Source organism: Phyllobacterium sp. RCAM01083 (assembly GCF_055685835.1).
In genome coordinates, this window is record NZ_JBVFZN010000003.1 from 355,051 (window position 1) to 372,272 (window position 17,222).

Here is a 17,222-nt window from a genome sequence, read left to right on the forward strand (position 1 = left end):
TTCACCCGTCCCCGCCTGTGCGATGCCTATTTGACCGGCTCGAGCGCCAGGAGGTGGATGAGACGCGCCGGGTTGTTGCGGGTGATCGACGGATTGACGAAGGGGTGCTCCTTTGTCGACCAGCCGGTGAACCGCTTGGTGTTGTACTGATACCAGTTCGGATTGTTGAACACCGGCATCATCGGCAGGTTTTCCGCAACAATGCGCTGGGCCTTGTTCATCACGGTCTTCTGTTCAGCCGGATCAGCGGTCCGCGTGAAATCCACCATCAGCTTGGCAAGATCAGGGTTGAACCAGCGCTGCGCGGTAAAGCGGGTCTTGCCCTTGTCCTGCTCGTTATAGGCGCGCTGATAGGGATAGTAAGGCGAGGCCGCCGCCGGCAGGCTGTTGATGGCCATGTCGAAATTGCCGTTGATCAGGTTACCCGACCAGACGGCTTCTTCCGGCGTTGCGATCTTCACATCGAGCCCGGCCGCCTGCATGCCTTCAATGGCGATCTGCACCGTGTCGATCCAGTCCGTCCAGGCATTGGGCACGATCAGCGAGAACGACAGCTTGGTGCCATCGGGGTTGTCGCGGAAGCCGTCGCCGTCCTTGTCGACATAGCCCGCCTCGTCGAGCAGGGCCTTGGCCGCGTCCGTGTCATATTTGCCGTATTTGCCGAAGTCGGTGAGCACAGACGGATCGGACCAGTTCTTGTACAGTTCGCCCATGCCCGAGGGATCGTCGTTCAGCGTGGGATAGCCGTAACCGGCCACGTCGATCATGCCCTTGCGGTCCAGCGCCATGCTGACCGCGCGGCGGAATTTCACGTCGTTGAAGGCCTTGCGGTTGTTGGCGTTGGCCGTTTCCAGATTGAACAGGAAAGCAACCATGCTGCCCGGCGTGTACCAGTAGTGGAAGTTCTTGGGGTCCTTTGCCACATAGGTGTTCTCGATATCCGGCAGGAACGACACACCCCAATCGAGCGTGCCATTGGCGGTTGCGGTCAGGATCTGGTTGTTATCGGCCAATTGCGGGAAGCGCATGCAGTCGATCTTGAGGTCCTTGGCATCCCAATAGTTCGGATTGCGGCACTGGTCGTAGGTCTGGCCGGTGAACCGGGCAATCTCGGTCATCGGGCCGCTGCCGACCGGATTCTCGTTGGCGAAAGTCACCGGATCGGCAATGTCCTTCCAGACATGTTCCGGGATGATCGGAACCTGCACCAGCTGGTCGGCGGCCAGCGAGCTTGGATTGACCAGCGTGAACCGAACGGTCTGCGCGTCGACAACCTCGACGCCGCTGATGAATTTCCAGATGCTGACGAAATCCAGCGCCGGGAACTTCTGCAGATAGTCATAGGTGAATTTGACGTCGGCCGAGGTCAGCGGCTTGCCATCCGACCATTTCATGTCCGGCCGCAGCTTGAACTCGATGCTCTTCAGATCGTCCGCCAGCTTGAAACTTTCGGCGAGGCGATAGTTCGGCTTGTTGTTGTCGAAGCGGTTGAAAACGACGAGCGGCTCATAAATGAAATCAAGCGTGCTCTGACGGGCCGACGTCTGGTTGAACGGATTGAAATTGCGCACCCAGGTGGTGGCCGGCTCGATGTTGACGGTCAGCACTGTCTGCGCCATGGCAGGCACAGACAGGAGCATCATTGCAGAAGCTGCTGCAAACAGACGGTTTCTCGACATGCGTATTCCCCTGTTTTTATTGATTAAAGACGATCAGCTGACCAGTGCACCCGCAAACATGTCTTCCACTTCCGCATGCACCGCCTTGACATCGACTTTCAGCGATCCAAGCCGGGCATTGGCGGCGGCGATGCGGCGGGCGGCGTCTGCGGTCAGCGGGCGGGATGCCTTCGCCGCCGCTTCGCTGTCCGCAAGATCGCCATGGCTGTGCAGCGCGATATCGAAGCCCGCGTCGAGAACCTGCGCGACGCGCTCCGGCATGGTGCCGGTCAGAGAATTCATGAAAATGCAGTCGGAGATGAGGACGCCGTCATACCCCAGGTCCTTGCGGATGACATCCAGCATGACGGGAGAGACGGAAGCTGGCTGCTCCTTGTCATAGGCCGAATAGACCACATGGGCCACCATCGCCCAGGGCGTATCCTTGAGATCGATGAACGGCTTGAAATCCGTGGCAAGGAGGGTTTCCTTGCTCGCATCGACGACCGGCCGCTCCTTGTGGGAATCCAGCGTGGCGCGGCCGTGGCCCGGGATGTGCTTCATGACCGGCATGTTGCCCGTCTCCAGCAAACCGTCGATGACCTCGCGGCCGAGCAGCGTCACGCGTTCCGGATCAGCCCCGAACGACCGGGCGCCGATGACGTCGCTTGTGGTATCGAACACCAGATCGAGTACCGGCGAGCAGCCGCTGGAAAGACCAAGCTCGGCCATCATGGTGCCCATGGCACGGGAAGAGAGCCGCAGCGCCTTTCGCGCCAGCTCAAGATCATGCCGGGCGAGACGGGCAAACTCGCCAAAACTGCGGAACAGCGGCCACGGACCGGCGTCGAGATGCTGAACGCGGCCGCCCTCCTGGTCGGTGAAGACCGGCGCATCGGCACGCCCGACAGCCTCGCGGAAACTTTCGATCAATGCCTTGACCTGCTCGGGCTCACGCTGGTTGCGGCGGCCGACAAAGAGGCCGAGCGGGTTGGTCTCGCGAAACAGCGCGATCTCATCGGATGACAGGACCGGGTTGGGAATGCCGACGAACAGGGCGAGAGGCAATTGGCTGGACACTGTATTCACTCCATGGGAACTGTGATGGGGGATAGGCTTCAGGTTCGCTTGGCGCGCAACATGCCCTGATAGATGCCTTTGTTTTCGGATGGGATTTCGATGGCGCCGGCGGCCTTCACGTAGAAGTCCACCGGACCGGCATCACCGATGAACGCATAGGCATGGCCGAGCGTTTTCATGGTTTGCAAGGAGGCTGAAAAGAGGGCAAGGCCGAAACCCTTTCCCTGCTTGTCGGGATGGACGCCCGTCGGGCCGAAAAAGCCGCGCGCTATCGCGTCGTAGCAGGCAAATCCTGCAAGCGCGCCATCCTCGATGGCGATGAGACAGGCCGAGGGCTGGCGGGTGATGGCAACCGTGACTTCGCTGGCCCAATTGGCGCTGAAATGTTCGCGGACCCAGTCCGTGACCAGTTGCGCCTCGGGCGCAAGCACCGGACGGATGGTCACAGCAACGCCGTCAGCCTTGGTCTTCAGTTCGGCCAGCTTGTCGGTGTACAAGCTTACAAGTAAATCAGACACCGCTGCTCCTCATCCAAATAATTCCATTGTAATGGAATATATCCCCTTTTAATGTAATAGAGTTGGATTTTTGCGCACGCTTGTCAACTGTTTTTCGGGGCGGCATCTCTCCCGCGCGCCCGCTGTCCACCCGATTCCTGCAACTTCCGGGTTTGCGCGATCCCGCTTATCCGCAGGACGGAACCTCCCTGCATCGCCGACGGGACGTCAATGGCCTTGAATGGGCGTTTCGATTCGCACGAGGTCGCCCGTCATTTTCCGGTCGGGCGGGAAACGACATAAACGGCGCAGGCGATGAAGAACAACATGACGACACCGCCGAGAAGCGGCGTCGGCCGAGCAAAATACCAGAAGGAGCCGTAACCGAACGCCATGCCGCCGGAGGCAATCCATTTCACCCGGAGCGGAATGGCGCCGTGGTGCTGCCACTGCACCAGAGTCGGGCCGAAGACCGGGTGTTCCAGCAGCCATTTCTCGAAACGCGGCGAAGAACGGCCGAAACACCAGGCGGCGATGATCAGGAAAATGGTGGTGGGCATGACCGGAAGGAGCGCGCCGATAAAGCCGAGCGCCACCATCACCCAGCCAAGCGCGAAGTAAAACGCGCGTCGCGTTCCGTTCATTCTGCCCGCTCCTTCGCTAGCCCCTGGCGATACGAGAAGCGGTTTATCCGGTGGCGATGCGGTTGTCAGCAAGCAACCGCATCAACCCCATTGCTTCAGAGACCAAAATGTCCCTTCAGGCCGGGAACCGACGCAACGATCTTGTCGACCAGCTGCGGATCGGCGGATTGCTTGGCATGGGCGATCACAGCGGTACCCGCCTGCTGAATCTGCTCCACCGTCAAGCCGCTGGCCTTGAGCGCCGCCATGCCATTGACCAGCGCGCCGACTTTTTCACCCGCAGCGCCGCTGAGAAACCCGGTTATGCTGGAGATGAGCCCGCCCGACTGATTGCCAGCAGCCATGACGTCGAAACTCTGCGCCAACTGGGCCGCGCCCGGCATCTTGGCAAAGAGGCTGGCTGCCTGTTCCGGAGCTTCATGCTGGAGCACGGACAGCACGGTTCCTGCCGCCTTTTCCGCTGCCTGCGGATCGAGATTGGCTTGGGTGGCTATGGTGTTCACCAGATCCTGGATCGGCATGGCATTCTCCTGTTTGCGAGCGCAGAGCCGGATATTATACCGCCTCTGTGAGCGTTGGATGACGCCAGAAATGCCACGACGTTGCAAGCAGAAACGCCCGGACAGGCAATTGGCCGTCCGGGCGTGCTTGGAATTCAATCGCGGCCTGCCGAATGGCAGGTTGTTCCTATTCAGACTTCAGGCGGGTGTTGCAAGCACTCCAGTATTGCGGCCATGTCTGGCCGGCGACCTTGTTGGCAGCCTTTGCCTTCTGCCACTCATCGCCGCATTCGCGAATGCGGGAACGGAATGCAATTTCACCGGCAGACAAAGGTTTGCCGTTGGCGGCGGTTTCGGTGGCTGCGCCCGCTTTGCCGGCGGTCGCCTTGGCTGGCGCGGCGGCCGGTTCCGGCGGCGTTGCCGCATCGGATTTGTCTGCCTTGAGGCTGTCGCTGCACGCCGACAGGAATTGCGGCCACTTCTGGTCCTTCAATGTACCGGCGGTTTTGGCTGCCTGATACTGGGTGCTGCATTCCTTGGTCACGGCTTTGGCCGACATGGTTCCGGCTGCTGCCGGCGCTGCTGCCATTGCCGGGGTCTTGGCCGGCTTGGTGGCATCCTGGGCCTGCTTGACCGCCGGTGCCGTGGCCGCAGGAGCCGGTGCCGCAGCATCGGTCTTCAGGCTCGCACTGCAGGTCGACAGGAACTGCGGCCATTTCTGGCCATTGAGCGTACCCGCCTGCTTGGCCGCATTGTACTTCGTGCTGCACTCCTTGGTGACAGACTGGGCAGCGGTGCTCGCTGCGGATGCAGGGAGGGCAAATAGTGTCAATCCGGCGCCGACAATCACCGATGCGGCGAGCGTATGTGTCAGAAACTGGTTCATCTTCACATGTTCCTTGCGATCTGGTTCGCGTTTCCCCCGGGCACGCACCATGCGTTCCGGTTTAACAATGCCTTGATGCCTCCCGTCCCTGGGGAGTGAAGCGCATTTTCAACGCACCACTCGAAGTCATCAAGTGGAATCTGCACGTCGATTGTGGCTGAAAATGTCTCGCTTCCAGGAATATTTGCAGGTGAATTGCGCATCAGCGTGACCCGGCATGATTGATCCATGGCATTGCAAACACAGCATGATCTTCTCACTTACTGATTGCAAGTGAGTTCATATTCTACCGGAGGTATGGCAAAGGGTTGGCTGCGAACAGGCCTGCAGCCGACTTCGGATCTCGATCGATTGGCATCGCTCATCCGAGGGAAGCGGCATGGCGCGAGAAAACCCGCGCCATGCCCGAACAACTTAAGCGACGGCAGCGAGCCTGTCTTCGACCGGCTCCGGAACCGATGCGATCGTGCGCAGAATCTGCGACGCGATCTGGTAGGGATCGCCCTGGGAATTCGGACGGCGATCTTCGAGGTAGCCCCGATAGCCATTGGCGACAAAGCTGTGCGGCACGCGGATCGACGCACCGCGATCGGCAACGCCATAGCTGAACTGATGGATGGACTGGGTCTCGTGCTTGCCGGTCAGACGCAGATGGTTGTCCGGTCCGTAGACGGCAATATGCTCGTCGCAGGCGGTTTCGAACGCAGCCATGACCTGTTCGAAATAATCCTTGCCGCCGACTTCGCGCATATAGTCCGTCGAGAAGTTGGCATGCATGCCGGAACCATTCCAATCGGTATCACCGAGCGGCTTGCAATGGTATTCGACGTCGATACCGTACTTTTCGCACAGACGCTGCAGGAGATAGCGCGCCATCCAGATTTCGTCCGCGGCCTTCTTGGAGCCCTTGCCGAAAATCTGGAATTCCCACTGTCCCTTGGCCACTTCGGCATTGATGCCTTCGTGGTTCAGACCGGCAGCAAGACAGATATCGAGATGTTCTTCGACGATCTTGCGGGCGACATCGCCGACATTGCTGTAGCCGACGCCCGTATAATAGGGGCCCTGGGGTGCAGGAAAGCCGGCCTCGGGGAAACCGAGCGGGCGGCCGTTCTTGTAGAGGAAATATTCCTGTTCGAACCCGAACCATGCGCCTTCATCGTCATTGATGCTTGCACGCGTATTGGAAGGATGCGGTGTCTTGCCATCGGGCATCATCACTTCGCACATCACGAGAACGCCATTCTTGCGCTCGCTGTCCGGATAGACGGCAACCGGCTTCAAAACACAGTCCGAACTTCTGCCTTCGGCCTGCATCGTCGAACTTCCGTCAAAGTTCCAGAGAGGCAGCTGTTCCAGTTTGGGGAAAGCATCGAATTCCTTGACCTGCGTCTTGCCGCGAAGGTTGGGGACCGGCGTGTAACCGTCGAGCCAGATGTATTCGAGTTTGTATTTTGTCATTATGGCTTCTCTCATAGGTAGTTGTGCGTGCTGATCCTTTTTGCGGGTGCTGCGCCCAATCGTGCGCCATCACCTGCGGATACACTAGCCAAAGCAATTTGCGTGCCACTTTCGACGGAGGCTTAATTGCGGCCCCGCCCGGAGGCGTAAAAACAGCAAATGATAGCTTGCCAGCAAACAAAACCGGGCCACCAAGGCAGACAGCCGCGCTCAACAATTGCACATTGTCTGCCGATATTTTGTGCAACTGCGAAAATCCTGTGCAGCATCGCTTGCTGCAAAACAAAACCGGCAGCTCCCATGGGAACTGCCGGCGATCATTTGCATTGGCAATCCGTGGACTGCCCGAACTCCAACCCGAACGCTAAACGGACCCTTCGCAGCAGGCCGAGCGAACGCGCGCGCCCATGGCAAGCAGGCTCTTGGATACTGCGGGTTGATCCACCGTAAACGGGCGCTGCCAATTGTTGGATGCGACAGCCTCGATATTTTTTCGCGCCACAGATTTCATAAGGAGTTCAAGCTCGCTGCGGGTCACATGGTCAGCGCGCATGACGGCGTTGATCATGGGATCTGATAAAGCTTCAGCAAGGGTAAGATCGGCATATGTCTGTGGCATGATGCTCTCCTTCTGCGCGGCAACGGCGCCGCAATAACGAATAGAATGGTAAATCAGTACTTTTGTAAGGCGTCGGCCCGAACACCAATTTGAAAAATTGACATGAGAACCAAATGCGTGTTACCGGTAAGTAACAACCCATAGTTACTGGACGGTAACATCTATGTCAAGCGCGCCTACGCAGGAAATTTCGAAACCTCACGATACTGTTATATCAGGGGAATCCGACGGCAGCCGAATGCCGCCGCGCGCCCGCATCGTGGCCAGTGCCATCGAGCTGTTTCGCCAGCAGGGCATCAAGGGCGTTGGTGTCGACGCAATTGCCGAGGCCGCCGATTCCAATAAGATGACGCTGTATCGCCACTTCGGATCGAAGGACGACCTGATCTGCGAGTGCCTCAAACAGGTTTCCGCCCGGCGCGAACAGATCTGGCGCGATCTGGAAACGGCCTTTCCGGATGATCCGCTGGCGCAGATACGCGGCTGGATTCATGAAGCCGCCGAATGCGTGTTCAGTGACCCGCGCGGCTGCGACCTGGCCAATGCCGCCATTGAACTCAAGGAAGCGAATCACCCCGCTTTCAAAGTGATCGTCGATGCCAAGAAAGTGCACAAGCAGCGCCTGATCGATCTTTGCCGCATGGCAGGGGTCACACAGGCCGAACAATTGGCGGATGCGCTTGTGCTGCTTGTCGAGGGGGCCCGCGTGTGCGGCCAAAGTGCTGGCGTGGAAGGCCCTCAGCAACAGTTGAAGCGGGCGTGCGACGCCATGATTGCCGCCTATTCCGCCAAGTAACGGCTATGGACGCCCTGTCTTTACCGTCCCAAACCTGACCATCCCGCCGAGACCAGTCGCGCAACAGGCAAGACCGCTTGCGCGGGGTGAAGGCAATGTCTGCACCCGGGGAAGCCAGACCACACGCAAGGCATGCCGTTTGATTCACGCACTTGTTATCAGCGTTCATCGCAGGAGCATGTACATTGCGTGATCAGGACAGGGCTCCCCGACACCCGCCGAACCAACTGCCCGCAAAGGGCAAAACGACACTGGTGCAAATCCAGACGGAGTGGCAATCGAATGGGAATAGCCTTCATGAACGACCGGATGCCCGAAACCCTTCCCTTCATAAGTCATGAAACACGTTCCGAGTGGCTGCTGCAGCGCGTCGCGATCCTGCGCCAGCATCCCAATTTCAGCGAAGCAGCGGCGGACTATGCGGACGACGCCGTCGGAATTTTTGAAGGCCGCTACATGGCCAACAAGGTCATGGCGAATGTCGCCCGGCAAGTCATCTGCATGTCGATTCTCGCACTGCATTTCACGCGCGACAATGGACATCACGGCGCAACCATTTCCAGCATCCAGAACATAACGTCGAGCCTGAAGCTCTGCAGCAAGAACACCACCTCGGCGACAATCGATCTTCTGGAGAATATCGGGCTCGTCAGCCGCGTGCTCGACGAAACCGACCACCGGAACCATCTGATCCAGCCGACGGACAAGCTGATATCCGGCATGCGTAGGATTGTCGGCGTTGCCATTGCTGCGGCCGACAAATTGTTTCCTTCGAGACATTACAAGCAATTGATCGACGGCACGGACGGCTTCCTCGAACGCTATTTCGCCTCCAGCTTGCATTCGCTGCTCAATGTCAGCACCATGATTTCCAACCTGCACAGTTCCCAACTCTTCGCCATCAGCGATGGCGGCGGAGTCCTGCTCTGCAAGCTGATGACAATGAAGGAGCAGCAACCGGCAGACAGGGAGAATATCGTCAGCTTTCCCTATGATGAAATCGGCAATCTTTTCGGCGTGTCACGCACCCATATTCGCCGGCTTATGAAACGGGCCGAAGCGGAAGGGCTGGTGCGCTTGCTGGAAGACGGCGGCCGGCAGATCGAGATATTGCCGACCCTCAATGATGTCTTCGAAAACATGGTCGCCGCCCATATAGCGCGCGCCCAATTCGACATTCATCTTGCCAACGGGGATTACGATCTGTTGCCCATAGATCGCAACGCCTGAAGACCTTCGCTTGCGGAAAGCGCACGCGCCGCGCCACCCGATCTCGACCATCATGCTCAAAAGAAATGACCCTGCCCCTTGGAAAGGCAGGGTCGTTGAGCATTGACTGGAGATCAATTGAACTCATTTGCCTTCCTGTTCAACGCAGTCTTGCCGCGTGAACGAGAATTTGCCGGTTCACGTTGCATCTGATTTTCCAGGCAGTCAAAGGATAAAACTGGTGGCTTTTTGCTACCAACTTTGCGCCGCCACATTGCGCCGGATGCGGCTTTCCCGCGACATTTGCGGAAAATTGCGGCTTTCCTGAACGGGATTCGTCGGTGTCCTTTGGCGAGACGCGGACCTTACAAAGATTTGATTTGCATCGAAAAACAGTAAGCCGGCTGGGCGTTTCGCGCAGCCGGAAAGACAAGGCCGACACGCCATGACGGCATTTTGCGTCCGGGCGACTGGTGCAAATTGGCAACATTACGTCTGGTAGCAATATACCACCAGTTATGTCCTTTGACCAAAAGGGTACCAAAGTAAGACATAAGTGAGGCACTGCGAATTTGGCTTGCCCTAGAACAATGATCCTTCACTGGAGATCGACATGAATATCAAAACTCTTCTTCTCGGCTCTGCCGCTGCACTTGTTGCAGTATCGGGAGCTCGCGCTGCAGATGCAGTTGTTGTCGCTGAACCAGAAGCCGTCGAGTACGTCAAAGTGTGTGACGCATATGGTGCCGGCTTCTTCTATATCCCGGGCACCGAGACATGCCTGAAGATCGGCGGTTACATGCGCTACGATGCCGGCGGCGGTGATGACCCCTACAAGGGCGGACACATGGGCGGCCAGAACGACACCTATTACAAGCGTGCCCGTGCCGAGGTGCGTTTTGATGCCCGGACGGAAACCGAACTTGGCACATTGCGCTCCTACATCCAGACGCGTTTCCAGTATACCGATGGCAATCAGGATGGCGCGTCCATTCCGCAGGCCTTTATCGAACTGGGCGGCTTCCGCGTCGGCGTGGCCGACGAAATCTTCGGCTCGTGGGTCGGATATGCCGGTAACATCATCAATGACGACGTGATCCAGTACAACAGCTTTGCCAGCAACCAGATAAGCTACACATATAACGCCGGGAATGGCTTCTCGGCGATCATCGCCGCCGAGCAGGGCGAAGTGGATCAGGGTTACGATTACCGCATCGATGACTACATGCCCCACGTGCTCGTGGGCGCCAAGTACGAACAGGGCTGGGGAACGATCTCCGGTATCGCCGGTTATGACTCCGCCGTGGAAGAATGGGGCTTCAAGGCTCGTCTGGATGTCAAGTTCACCGATACGGTTTCCGCCTGGGTGATGGGCGCCTACCAGACCAACTATGACGACCAGTCCTTCAACACCAATGTCAACCGCAACTGGTTCGGCACATGGGAAGGCGACTACGCCATCTGGGGCGGCCTGGCTGCCAAGGTTACCGACAAGGCAACCGTCAATGCGCAGGTTGCTTACGAAGAACAGGGCACGATTGCCGCTGCTTTGAACGTGGCTTACGAGCTTGTTCCCGGCTTCACGATCACACCGGAACTCAACTATACCAAGTTTGACGGCGCACGTAAGGACTACTCCCTTGCCCATGGCGGCAACGACGATGCCTTCGGTGGTATCATCCGCTTCCAGCGCAATTTCTAGTCATCGCAGAAGCTGATTGTCCGGGGCCGCAAGGCCCCGGTTTTTTTATGGGCGGAAAGCTGGCTCCGCCCGCTTCAACCAATCATGCATTCACGCTTGCCGGTTCCTGATGCCCCGCGGGCGGAACAGTATTATCGGGCGCCTTGATGCGGAACCACGCGATGTAGAGTGCAGGCAGGAACAGAAGCGTCAGCACCGTACCCACGATAATGCCGCCCATCATGGCATAGGCCATCGGCCCCCAGAATATTTCCCGGGCAATCGGGATCAGCGCAAGGCTGGCCGCGGCTGCCGTCAGCATGATCGGCCGCATGCGATGCTCCGTCGCTTCGACCACGGCACTCCACGGATCCTTGCCTTCCCGCCGGAGATCCTCGATCTGCACGACAAGGATCACGGAATTGCGGATCAGAATGCCGATCAACGCCAGGACGCCCAGCAAAGCCACGAAGCCAAGCGGAGAATTGCTGGAGAGCAACGCGGCAACGACGCCGATGATGGCCAGAGGCGCAACCGCAAAGACCAGGAACAGCCGCTGGAAGCTTTGCAACTGGATCATCAAAAGGGTCACCATGGCAAACAGCATGAGCGGAGCAACGGCTGCGATGGGCGCCTGGGCCTTGCCGCTTTCTTCCACCGCACCGCCCACGACAACACCGTAACCCGGCGGCAGCTTGCCTGCGAACTCGGCGACCTTGGGCGCCAACTGCGTCACCACTGTTGCCGGCTGAAGGTCGCCGACGATACCGGCCTTGAGCGTTATGGTGGGCTGGCGCGCGCGGCGCCATACCACCGACTGCTCCAACTCGTAGCGGAAGTTTGCAACGGCCGCAGCCGGCACGGACTGGCCGTTGCTGGTCGTCAGCTGGATGTTGCGAAGCTGGTCGATCGAGCCGCGTTCATCGGCGCGGGCGCGCACGACCACGTTGATCAGATAGATCGAATCCCTGACCTGCGTGATCGTCGAACCGCCGACAACGGCATTGAGCGACGAGGCAATCGATTCCGAGGTGATCCCGAGCTGACGCGCCTTGTCCTGCAGCACGTCGACCTTGATGACGCGGGAAGGTTCGTTCCAATCGAAGGTAATGTCGCCGATGGATGGATTGCCGGCAACCAGATTGGCCATATCATGGGCGTAGTCGCGCACCTTCTGCACATCCGGCCCGCTGACACGGTACTGGACCGGACGGCCGACCGGCGGTCCGATATCCAGCAGATGGACAAAGGCGTCGGTGCTTGGGAACTCGTTCTTCAGCCATGCCTGCAACGTCGTCCGCAGCCGGTCGCGTGCCTCCAGGCTCTTCGTCACGATCACCGTCTGCCCGAAGAACGGATTTGACGGCTGCACGTCGAATGACAGGAGGAAGCGGATGGCACCCTGCCCGACATAGGAACTCCAGTGATCGATATCGGCGTTGCCGGCCAGTTGCTGCGCCTCGAACTTGTCCATCTGCGCCTTGGTTTCAAGGATCGAGGCATTCTGCGGCAGGTTCCAGTCGACAATCAGCTCATGACGGTCGGAGTTGGGAAAGAACTGCTGCTGGACATGACCCATTCCGTACAGGGAAACCGCGAAAATCACGACGGTCGCGGCAATGGTCACCCAGCGGAACCGCATGCAGAGCAGGAGAATACGCTGGAACCACAGGGTAAACCGGCCGGGGTTCTCGTGCTTGTTCTTCATGGTCTTCGGCAGCAGCGTCACGCCGAGCAGCGGCGTGAAGATGACTGCCACGATCCACGAAACAACCAGCGATACAGCGATCACGACGAACAGCGTATAAGTGAATTCACCCGCCGCACTGCTGTTGAGGCCAACGGGAATGAAGCCGGACACCGTCACCAGCGTACCGGTCAGCATCGGAAAGGCAGTGTGCGTGTATACATAGGTGGCGGCCTTGCGCAGATTGTCCCCTGCCTCAAGCCGCGCCACCATCATCTCGACGGCGATCATCGCATCATCGACGAGCAAGCCCAGCGCGATGATCAGCGCGCCCAGTGAAATACGCTGGAGCGAGATGCCCATATATTCCATCACCATGAAGGTGATCGCCAGGACAAGCGGTATGGCCAGCGCAACCACGAAACCGGCACGCATGCCCAGGCTGACAAAGCTGACCGCCAGCACGATGGCGACGGCCTCAAACAGGGCGCGCGTGAAGCCGGATACCGCCTCCTCGACGATTTGCGGCTGGTCCGAAACCAGATTGACGCCAACGCCCACAGGCAGATCCGCCGTAATCTGCTGCATCTGCGCCTTGAGGTGTTCGCCAAACTTCAGGAGGTTGCCGTTCGGCTTCATGCCGATGGCAAGACCGATGGCTTCCTTGCCGTTCACGCGGAACAGGCTGGTCGGCGGATCGATATAACCGCGGGTAACCCGCGCGACATCGCTCAACCGGAAGAAGCGGTCATTGACGCGAAGATTGATGGCCTGCAGGCTCTTCTCCGACACGAACTGGCCGTTCACCCGGATCATCACCCGTTCAGGGCCGGTTTCGATGACGCCCGACGGGGTGATTGCATTCTGCGCCTGCAAGGTGCTGATGATGGCCTGCTGGTCCAGCCCGAGGGCCGCGACCTGCTTGGGCGAGAACTCCAGATAGATCGCCTCGTCCTGCGCACCCACGAGCTCGACCTTGCCGACGTCGGGAACCGTCAGGATTTTCCGCCGGACATCCTCCACGTAATCCCGCAGTTGCCGCCGGCTCAGCCCGTCGGAGGTAAAGCCGTAGACATTGCCATAGACATCGCCGAACTGGTCATTGAAGAACGGCCCGACGACCCCTTGCGGAAACTGCGGGGAAAGATCGCGGATCATGTTGCGGACGCGAATCCAGGTCTGCGTGACGGCATCGCCGCGCACCGTATCCTTGAGGTTGAGGAAAATCGTCGTCGATCCCGGCGAACTGACGCTGCGGGTATAGTCCAGCGTATCGAGTTCCTCGAGCTTCTTTTCAATCCGCTCGGTGACCTGTGTCGTCGTGTCCTCGACCGAGGCTCCCGGCCATTGGGCCGAGATCACCATGGTCTTGATGGTGAAGTTCGGGTCTTCCTCGCGGCCGAGATTGAGATAGGAGAAAATCCCGGCAATCGTGAAAACGATCATGAAATACCAGACGAGAGACCGGTGATCGAGCGCCCATTCCGAGAGGTTGAACTTCTTCATAGCGGATTCCCGTCAGTCATCTTGATTTTCTGGCCTTCGATCAGGCTATGCGCCCCGGCCGTGGCGATCCGGTCACCGTCGGTCAGTCCGGACACGACAATGGCGTCCGCATTGGTGCGGTCTTCCAGCTTGACTTCCCTGGCCGAAACCGCCGCCTGCTTTTCATCGATCAGCCACACGAACGCCTTGCCATCCTTGTCGAGGATTGCCGTTGCCGGAATGCGGATGCGCGGATCCGCTGCGGTGGTGAGATAAGCTGTCACCGTGGTCCCCAAGCGGAACCCTTCCGGCGGCTGCTGCAGCGTGATGCGGGTTCGGCGCGTGCGCGTGGCTTCATCCGCCTGCGGTGCGATTTCCCTGACAACACCTGCCGTCTGTATTGTCGGATCGGTCTGCAGGGAGACACCGAACCTGCTTCCCGCCTCGATCGCGCCAGCCACCGTTTCGGGAATATCGACCACCGCCTCACGGACATCAGGGCGTGCAACGACGGCCACCAGCTGGCCGGCCGTCACGGTCTGTCCGACATCGGCCTGCAGGGACGTCACCACGCCGTCGAAATCGGACCGCAGCACCGCATAGCCGAGTTCTTCGCGCGCCTTCGTCAGGTCAGCTTCCGAGCGCACAACCGAGGCGACGGCGGCTTCATAGGCCTGCTGCGCCTGATCGACGACAGCCTCCGTCGCCGAATTCTGGCTGAGGAGCGCCTTCTGCCGGTCGGCCGTCGACGCGGCGTTGGCAAGCTGGGCCTTGGTGGACGACAGGTTCGCCTGCGCCGCCTGCACCGCCAGTTCCAGCGCGAGCGGATCGATTGCCGCGATCTCCTGCCCGTTCGAAACCTGGTCTCCGACGGACACGTCACGGCGCACGATGCGCCCGAGGGTGCGGAAGCCGAGCTGGGTTTCAAAACGCGGTTCTATCTTGCCGGCAAATCCCCGGACCTGCAGGGTTTGCGATTTGACGACGGTCGACAGAACCGGACGCACGACATCCGGCTGCTTGGCGTCGCCTTCCTTCTGGCAGGCACTGAGAGCGATACCCAGACTGACAAGGCTTGCGCCATAAACGAGAACACGCCTCATGACGGATCACCACTCTTGATTGCTACAATCTCGGTTGGCCGCAACCGCGTTCCGCCTGTCGTCACCACCTGTTCGCCGGCCTGCAATCCGCCGCCGATCGCGACAGACAGCGACTCGTACGCCGTCACGGTCACGTCGCGCAGGCCGACGGCGTTTGTTTGCGGATCGACGACCCAAACGGCCGGCTTGCCATTGTCCGAGGTCAAGACCGACGATGGCAAGACAGCCGCCTTGACGGCCGGCAATTTGACCGTTCCGATCACCACGGAACCAAGGGCCATCTGAGGCGTCGGGTTTTGCACCGCGACCTTGACCCGCACGGTGCCGGAGGCATCGTCCACCGTCGGAGAGACTTCGCGGATAATGCCTGTGGCCGTTATGGCGGGGTTGTCGAACAGAACAATCTGGATCTGCTGATCGCCGATACTGCGCGTGACCAGTCCCTCATAGACATTGAAAATCGCGTCGCGCGGACCATCCACCGCCACCGTGAACGCAGTCGATGCGATCTGCGTCACCTGCCCCACCTCGATATTGCGCGCGGTAACCACGCCGGAAGCGTCGGCTTTCAACTCGGTATAGGACAGAGTTTCGCGCGATGTCTGCAATTGCGCCCTGGCTGCATCGAGCGAACCCTGTGCCGTGCGCTGGGCTTCTTCGGCGCTGTCATAGGCGCTCCTCGTGGTGAAACCCTGTGCGAGCAGCGCTTTTTGCCGGTCGAAGGCGGAGGTGGTCTGACGTAACTGCGCCTCGGCGGAACGGACCGCCGCGTCGGACGCGGCAACGTCGGCCTGCTGCTGGGTCGGGTCGATGCGCGCCAGGACGTCGCCGGCAGCGACATGGTCACCCACGTCCACAAGCCGTTCGGTCACCTTCCCGCTCACCCGGAACGAAAGATTGCTGTCGATCTTTGCCCGTATTTCACCGGTTACCGAAACACTCTGCGCATAATCCGTGAACACGATCTTGGCGACATTCACCTGGGCCGGCGGCTTCTGTTCGGCCGCTTTTTTCGGCTGGCAACCGGCCAGCAGGGCAAGCCCTAAAATCATCACCAGCAGCCTGGGCACGGCAGACACATCATACCGTTGCCGCTGGCGCTCAACCACAAATCCGGAGGAGAAAAAGTCAGGCCGCATCATTCAACCAATCCATGAAAAGGTGTGACGGGTATATTATTGACTGATCGTTCAGTCAATGTATAATGTTGTCCAAGTCGACTTCAAGGCTCCATTGGATGAAATCATGGCCGAAATAAAAAATGCGTCAAGCACAACCGGGCCGGACACCGCCCCCGGCGTGCGGGCGCGCCGCAAGGCACAGCGCCCGCAGGAGATCCTGCATGCGGCTTTCGACGAGTTCGTCGAGCGCGGCTATACCGCCACGCGCATCGAAGATGTGGCGCGGCGGGCAGGCGTTACCAAAGGCACGATCTATCTGTATTTCCAGAACAAGGAAGAGTTGTTTCACGATGTCGTGCGCAAGCTCTCGCAGCCGATTTTCAACGAAGAGCAGTTCCTGAGCGAGCATCAGAACCGCCCGCCGCATGAGCTCATCCGGCTTTTCCTCGATACGGTTTACGAGCACATGACCGTCAATCCCTACTCGCGGGAAATCCTGCGCTTTCTGATTTCCGACGGCCGGAGTTTTCCCGAACTGACAATGGCTCACTACAATGAGTTTGTCCTTCCCATGCTGACCATGTTTCAGAACCTCATTGAAAAGGGCGTCCGGGAAGGTGTTTTCCGGCCGGGAGCCGCGACCAGCGAGAGCAGCCATATCCTGCTCAGCCCGGCACTGACATTGACGATCGACAAACTGCTGGACTGCCAGACCAACCTGCCGCAACTCGACGACTATGTGAACGCGCATTACGACATGATCATGCGCAACATTCAGAAATAGCACCGCTCAAG

The 17,222-nt window shown here is 59.1% G+C and carries 15 protein-coding genes; 4 read left to right on the forward strand and 11 right to left on the reverse strand.

The genetic code is table 11. The features are described 5' to 3' along the window. Nucleotides 1–26 precede the first annotated feature (26 nt). From ACZ25R_RS03210 to ACZ25R_RS03245, 8 genes are all read right to left on the reverse strand, one after another. Nucleotides 27–1,679: an ABC transporter substrate-binding protein gene (locus tag ACZ25R_RS03210; protein ID WP_472460024.1), complete on the reverse strand. Its 1,653-nt coding sequence runs from the start codon at nucleotides 1,677–1,679 to the stop codon at nucleotides 27–29. A 33-nt stretch (nucleotides 1,680–1,712) separates the two neighbouring features. Next, nucleotides 1,713–2,738: a glycoside hydrolase family 3 N-terminal domain-containing protein gene (locus tag ACZ25R_RS03215; protein ID WP_472460025.1), complete on the reverse strand. Its 1,026-nt coding sequence runs from the start codon at nucleotides 2,736–2,738 to the stop codon at nucleotides 1,713–1,715. Nucleotides 2,739–2,776: 38 nt separating this feature from the next. After that, a complete protein-coding gene (locus ACZ25R_RS03220; protein WP_472460026.1) occupies nucleotides 2,777–3,256 on the reverse strand; it encodes a GNAT family N-acetyltransferase in 480 nt (159 codons plus the stop codon). Between the two features lie 251 nt (nucleotides 3,257–3,507). Further along, nucleotides 3,508–3,879, reverse strand: coding sequence for a YbaN family protein (locus tag ACZ25R_RS03225; RefSeq protein WP_472460027.1), 372 nt, complete (start codon nucleotides 3,877–3,879; stop codon nucleotides 3,508–3,510). A 95-nt stretch (nucleotides 3,880–3,974) separates the two neighbouring features. Further along, complete coding sequence (locus ACZ25R_RS03230; protein ID WP_223614728.1) at nucleotides 3,975–4,400, reverse strand: hypothetical protein; 426 nt, start codon at nucleotides 4,398–4,400, stop codon at nucleotides 3,975–3,977. Between the two features lie 166 nt (nucleotides 4,401–4,566). Further along, nucleotides 4,567–5,265: a hypothetical protein gene (locus tag ACZ25R_RS03235; RefSeq protein ID WP_403181982.1), complete on the reverse strand. Its 699-nt coding sequence runs from the start codon at nucleotides 5,263–5,265 to the stop codon at nucleotides 4,567–4,569. A 414-nt stretch (nucleotides 5,266–5,679) separates the two neighbouring features. Then, nucleotides 5,680–6,726 (reverse strand): glutamine synthetase beta-grasp domain-containing protein, encoded by a 1,047-nt coding sequence (locus ACZ25R_RS03240; RefSeq protein ID WP_464664804.1) that lies wholly within the window; start codon nucleotides 6,724–6,726, stop codon nucleotides 5,680–5,682. Between the two features lie 364 nt (nucleotides 6,727–7,090). Continuing rightward, the gene (locus ACZ25R_RS03245) at nucleotides 7,091–7,345 is read right to left on the reverse strand and encodes a hypothetical protein (protein ID WP_223614725.1); all 255 of its coding nucleotides are present in this window, start codon (nucleotides 7,343–7,345) and stop codon (nucleotides 7,091–7,093) included. A 238-nt stretch (nucleotides 7,346–7,583) separates the two neighbouring features. Here ACZ25R_RS03245 and ACZ25R_RS03250 point away from each other — a divergent pair, with 238 nt between their 5' ends. The 3 genes from ACZ25R_RS03250 to ACZ25R_RS03260 all read left to right on the forward strand — a co-directional run bounded on the left by ACZ25R_RS03250 (nucleotide 7,584) and on the right by ACZ25R_RS03260 (nucleotide 11,052). Then, nucleotides 7,584–8,141 (forward strand): TetR/AcrR family transcriptional regulator, encoded by a 558-nt coding sequence (locus ACZ25R_RS03250; RefSeq protein ID WP_223614724.1) that lies wholly within the window; start codon nucleotides 7,584–7,586, stop codon nucleotides 8,139–8,141. A 297-nt stretch (nucleotides 8,142–8,438) separates the two neighbouring features. Continuing rightward, complete coding sequence (locus tag ACZ25R_RS03255; protein ID WP_223614723.1) at nucleotides 8,439–9,371, forward strand: helix-turn-helix domain-containing protein; 933 nt, start codon at nucleotides 8,439–8,441, stop codon at nucleotides 9,369–9,371. Between the two features lie 592 nt (nucleotides 9,372–9,963). After that, a complete protein-coding gene (locus ACZ25R_RS03260) occupies nucleotides 9,964–11,052 on the forward strand; it encodes a porin (RefSeq protein WP_223614722.1) in 1,089 nt (362 codons plus the stop codon). A gap of 82 nt (nucleotides 11,053–11,134) precedes the next feature. On the opposite strand, the gene ACZ25R_RS03265 is transcribed toward ACZ25R_RS03260, so the two are convergent. Genes ACZ25R_RS03265 through ACZ25R_RS03275 form a run of 3 tightly spaced genes read right to left on the reverse strand, consistent with a single transcriptional unit; the run spans nucleotide 11,135 to nucleotide 16,448 of the window. Beyond that, the gene (locus ACZ25R_RS03265; protein ID WP_472460028.1) at nucleotides 11,135–14,224 is read right to left on the reverse strand and encodes an efflux RND transporter permease subunit; all 3,090 of its coding nucleotides are present in this window, start codon (nucleotides 14,222–14,224) and stop codon (nucleotides 11,135–11,137) included. Continuing rightward, nucleotides 14,221–15,306: an efflux RND transporter periplasmic adaptor subunit gene (locus tag ACZ25R_RS03270; RefSeq protein WP_472460029.1), complete on the reverse strand. Its 1,086-nt coding sequence runs from the start codon at nucleotides 15,304–15,306 to the stop codon at nucleotides 14,221–14,223. Before ACZ25R_RS03270 ends, ACZ25R_RS03265 begins: the two co-directional genes overlap by 4 nt. Next, a complete protein-coding gene (locus ACZ25R_RS03275) occupies nucleotides 15,303–16,448 on the reverse strand; it encodes an efflux RND transporter periplasmic adaptor subunit (RefSeq protein ID WP_464664800.1) in 1,146 nt (381 codons plus the stop codon). The genes ACZ25R_RS03270 and ACZ25R_RS03275 overlap by 4 nt, the downstream gene beginning before the upstream one ends. Nucleotides 16,449–16,551: 103 nt before the next feature. On the opposite strand from ACZ25R_RS03275, the gene ACZ25R_RS03280 reads away from it, so the two are divergent. Continuing rightward, on the forward strand, nucleotides 16,552–17,211 hold the full coding sequence (locus tag ACZ25R_RS03280; protein ID WP_464664799.1) for a TetR/AcrR family transcriptional regulator: 660 nt from the start codon (nucleotides 16,552–16,554) through the stop codon (nucleotides 17,209–17,211). Nucleotides 17,212–17,222 lie beyond the last annotated feature (11 nt).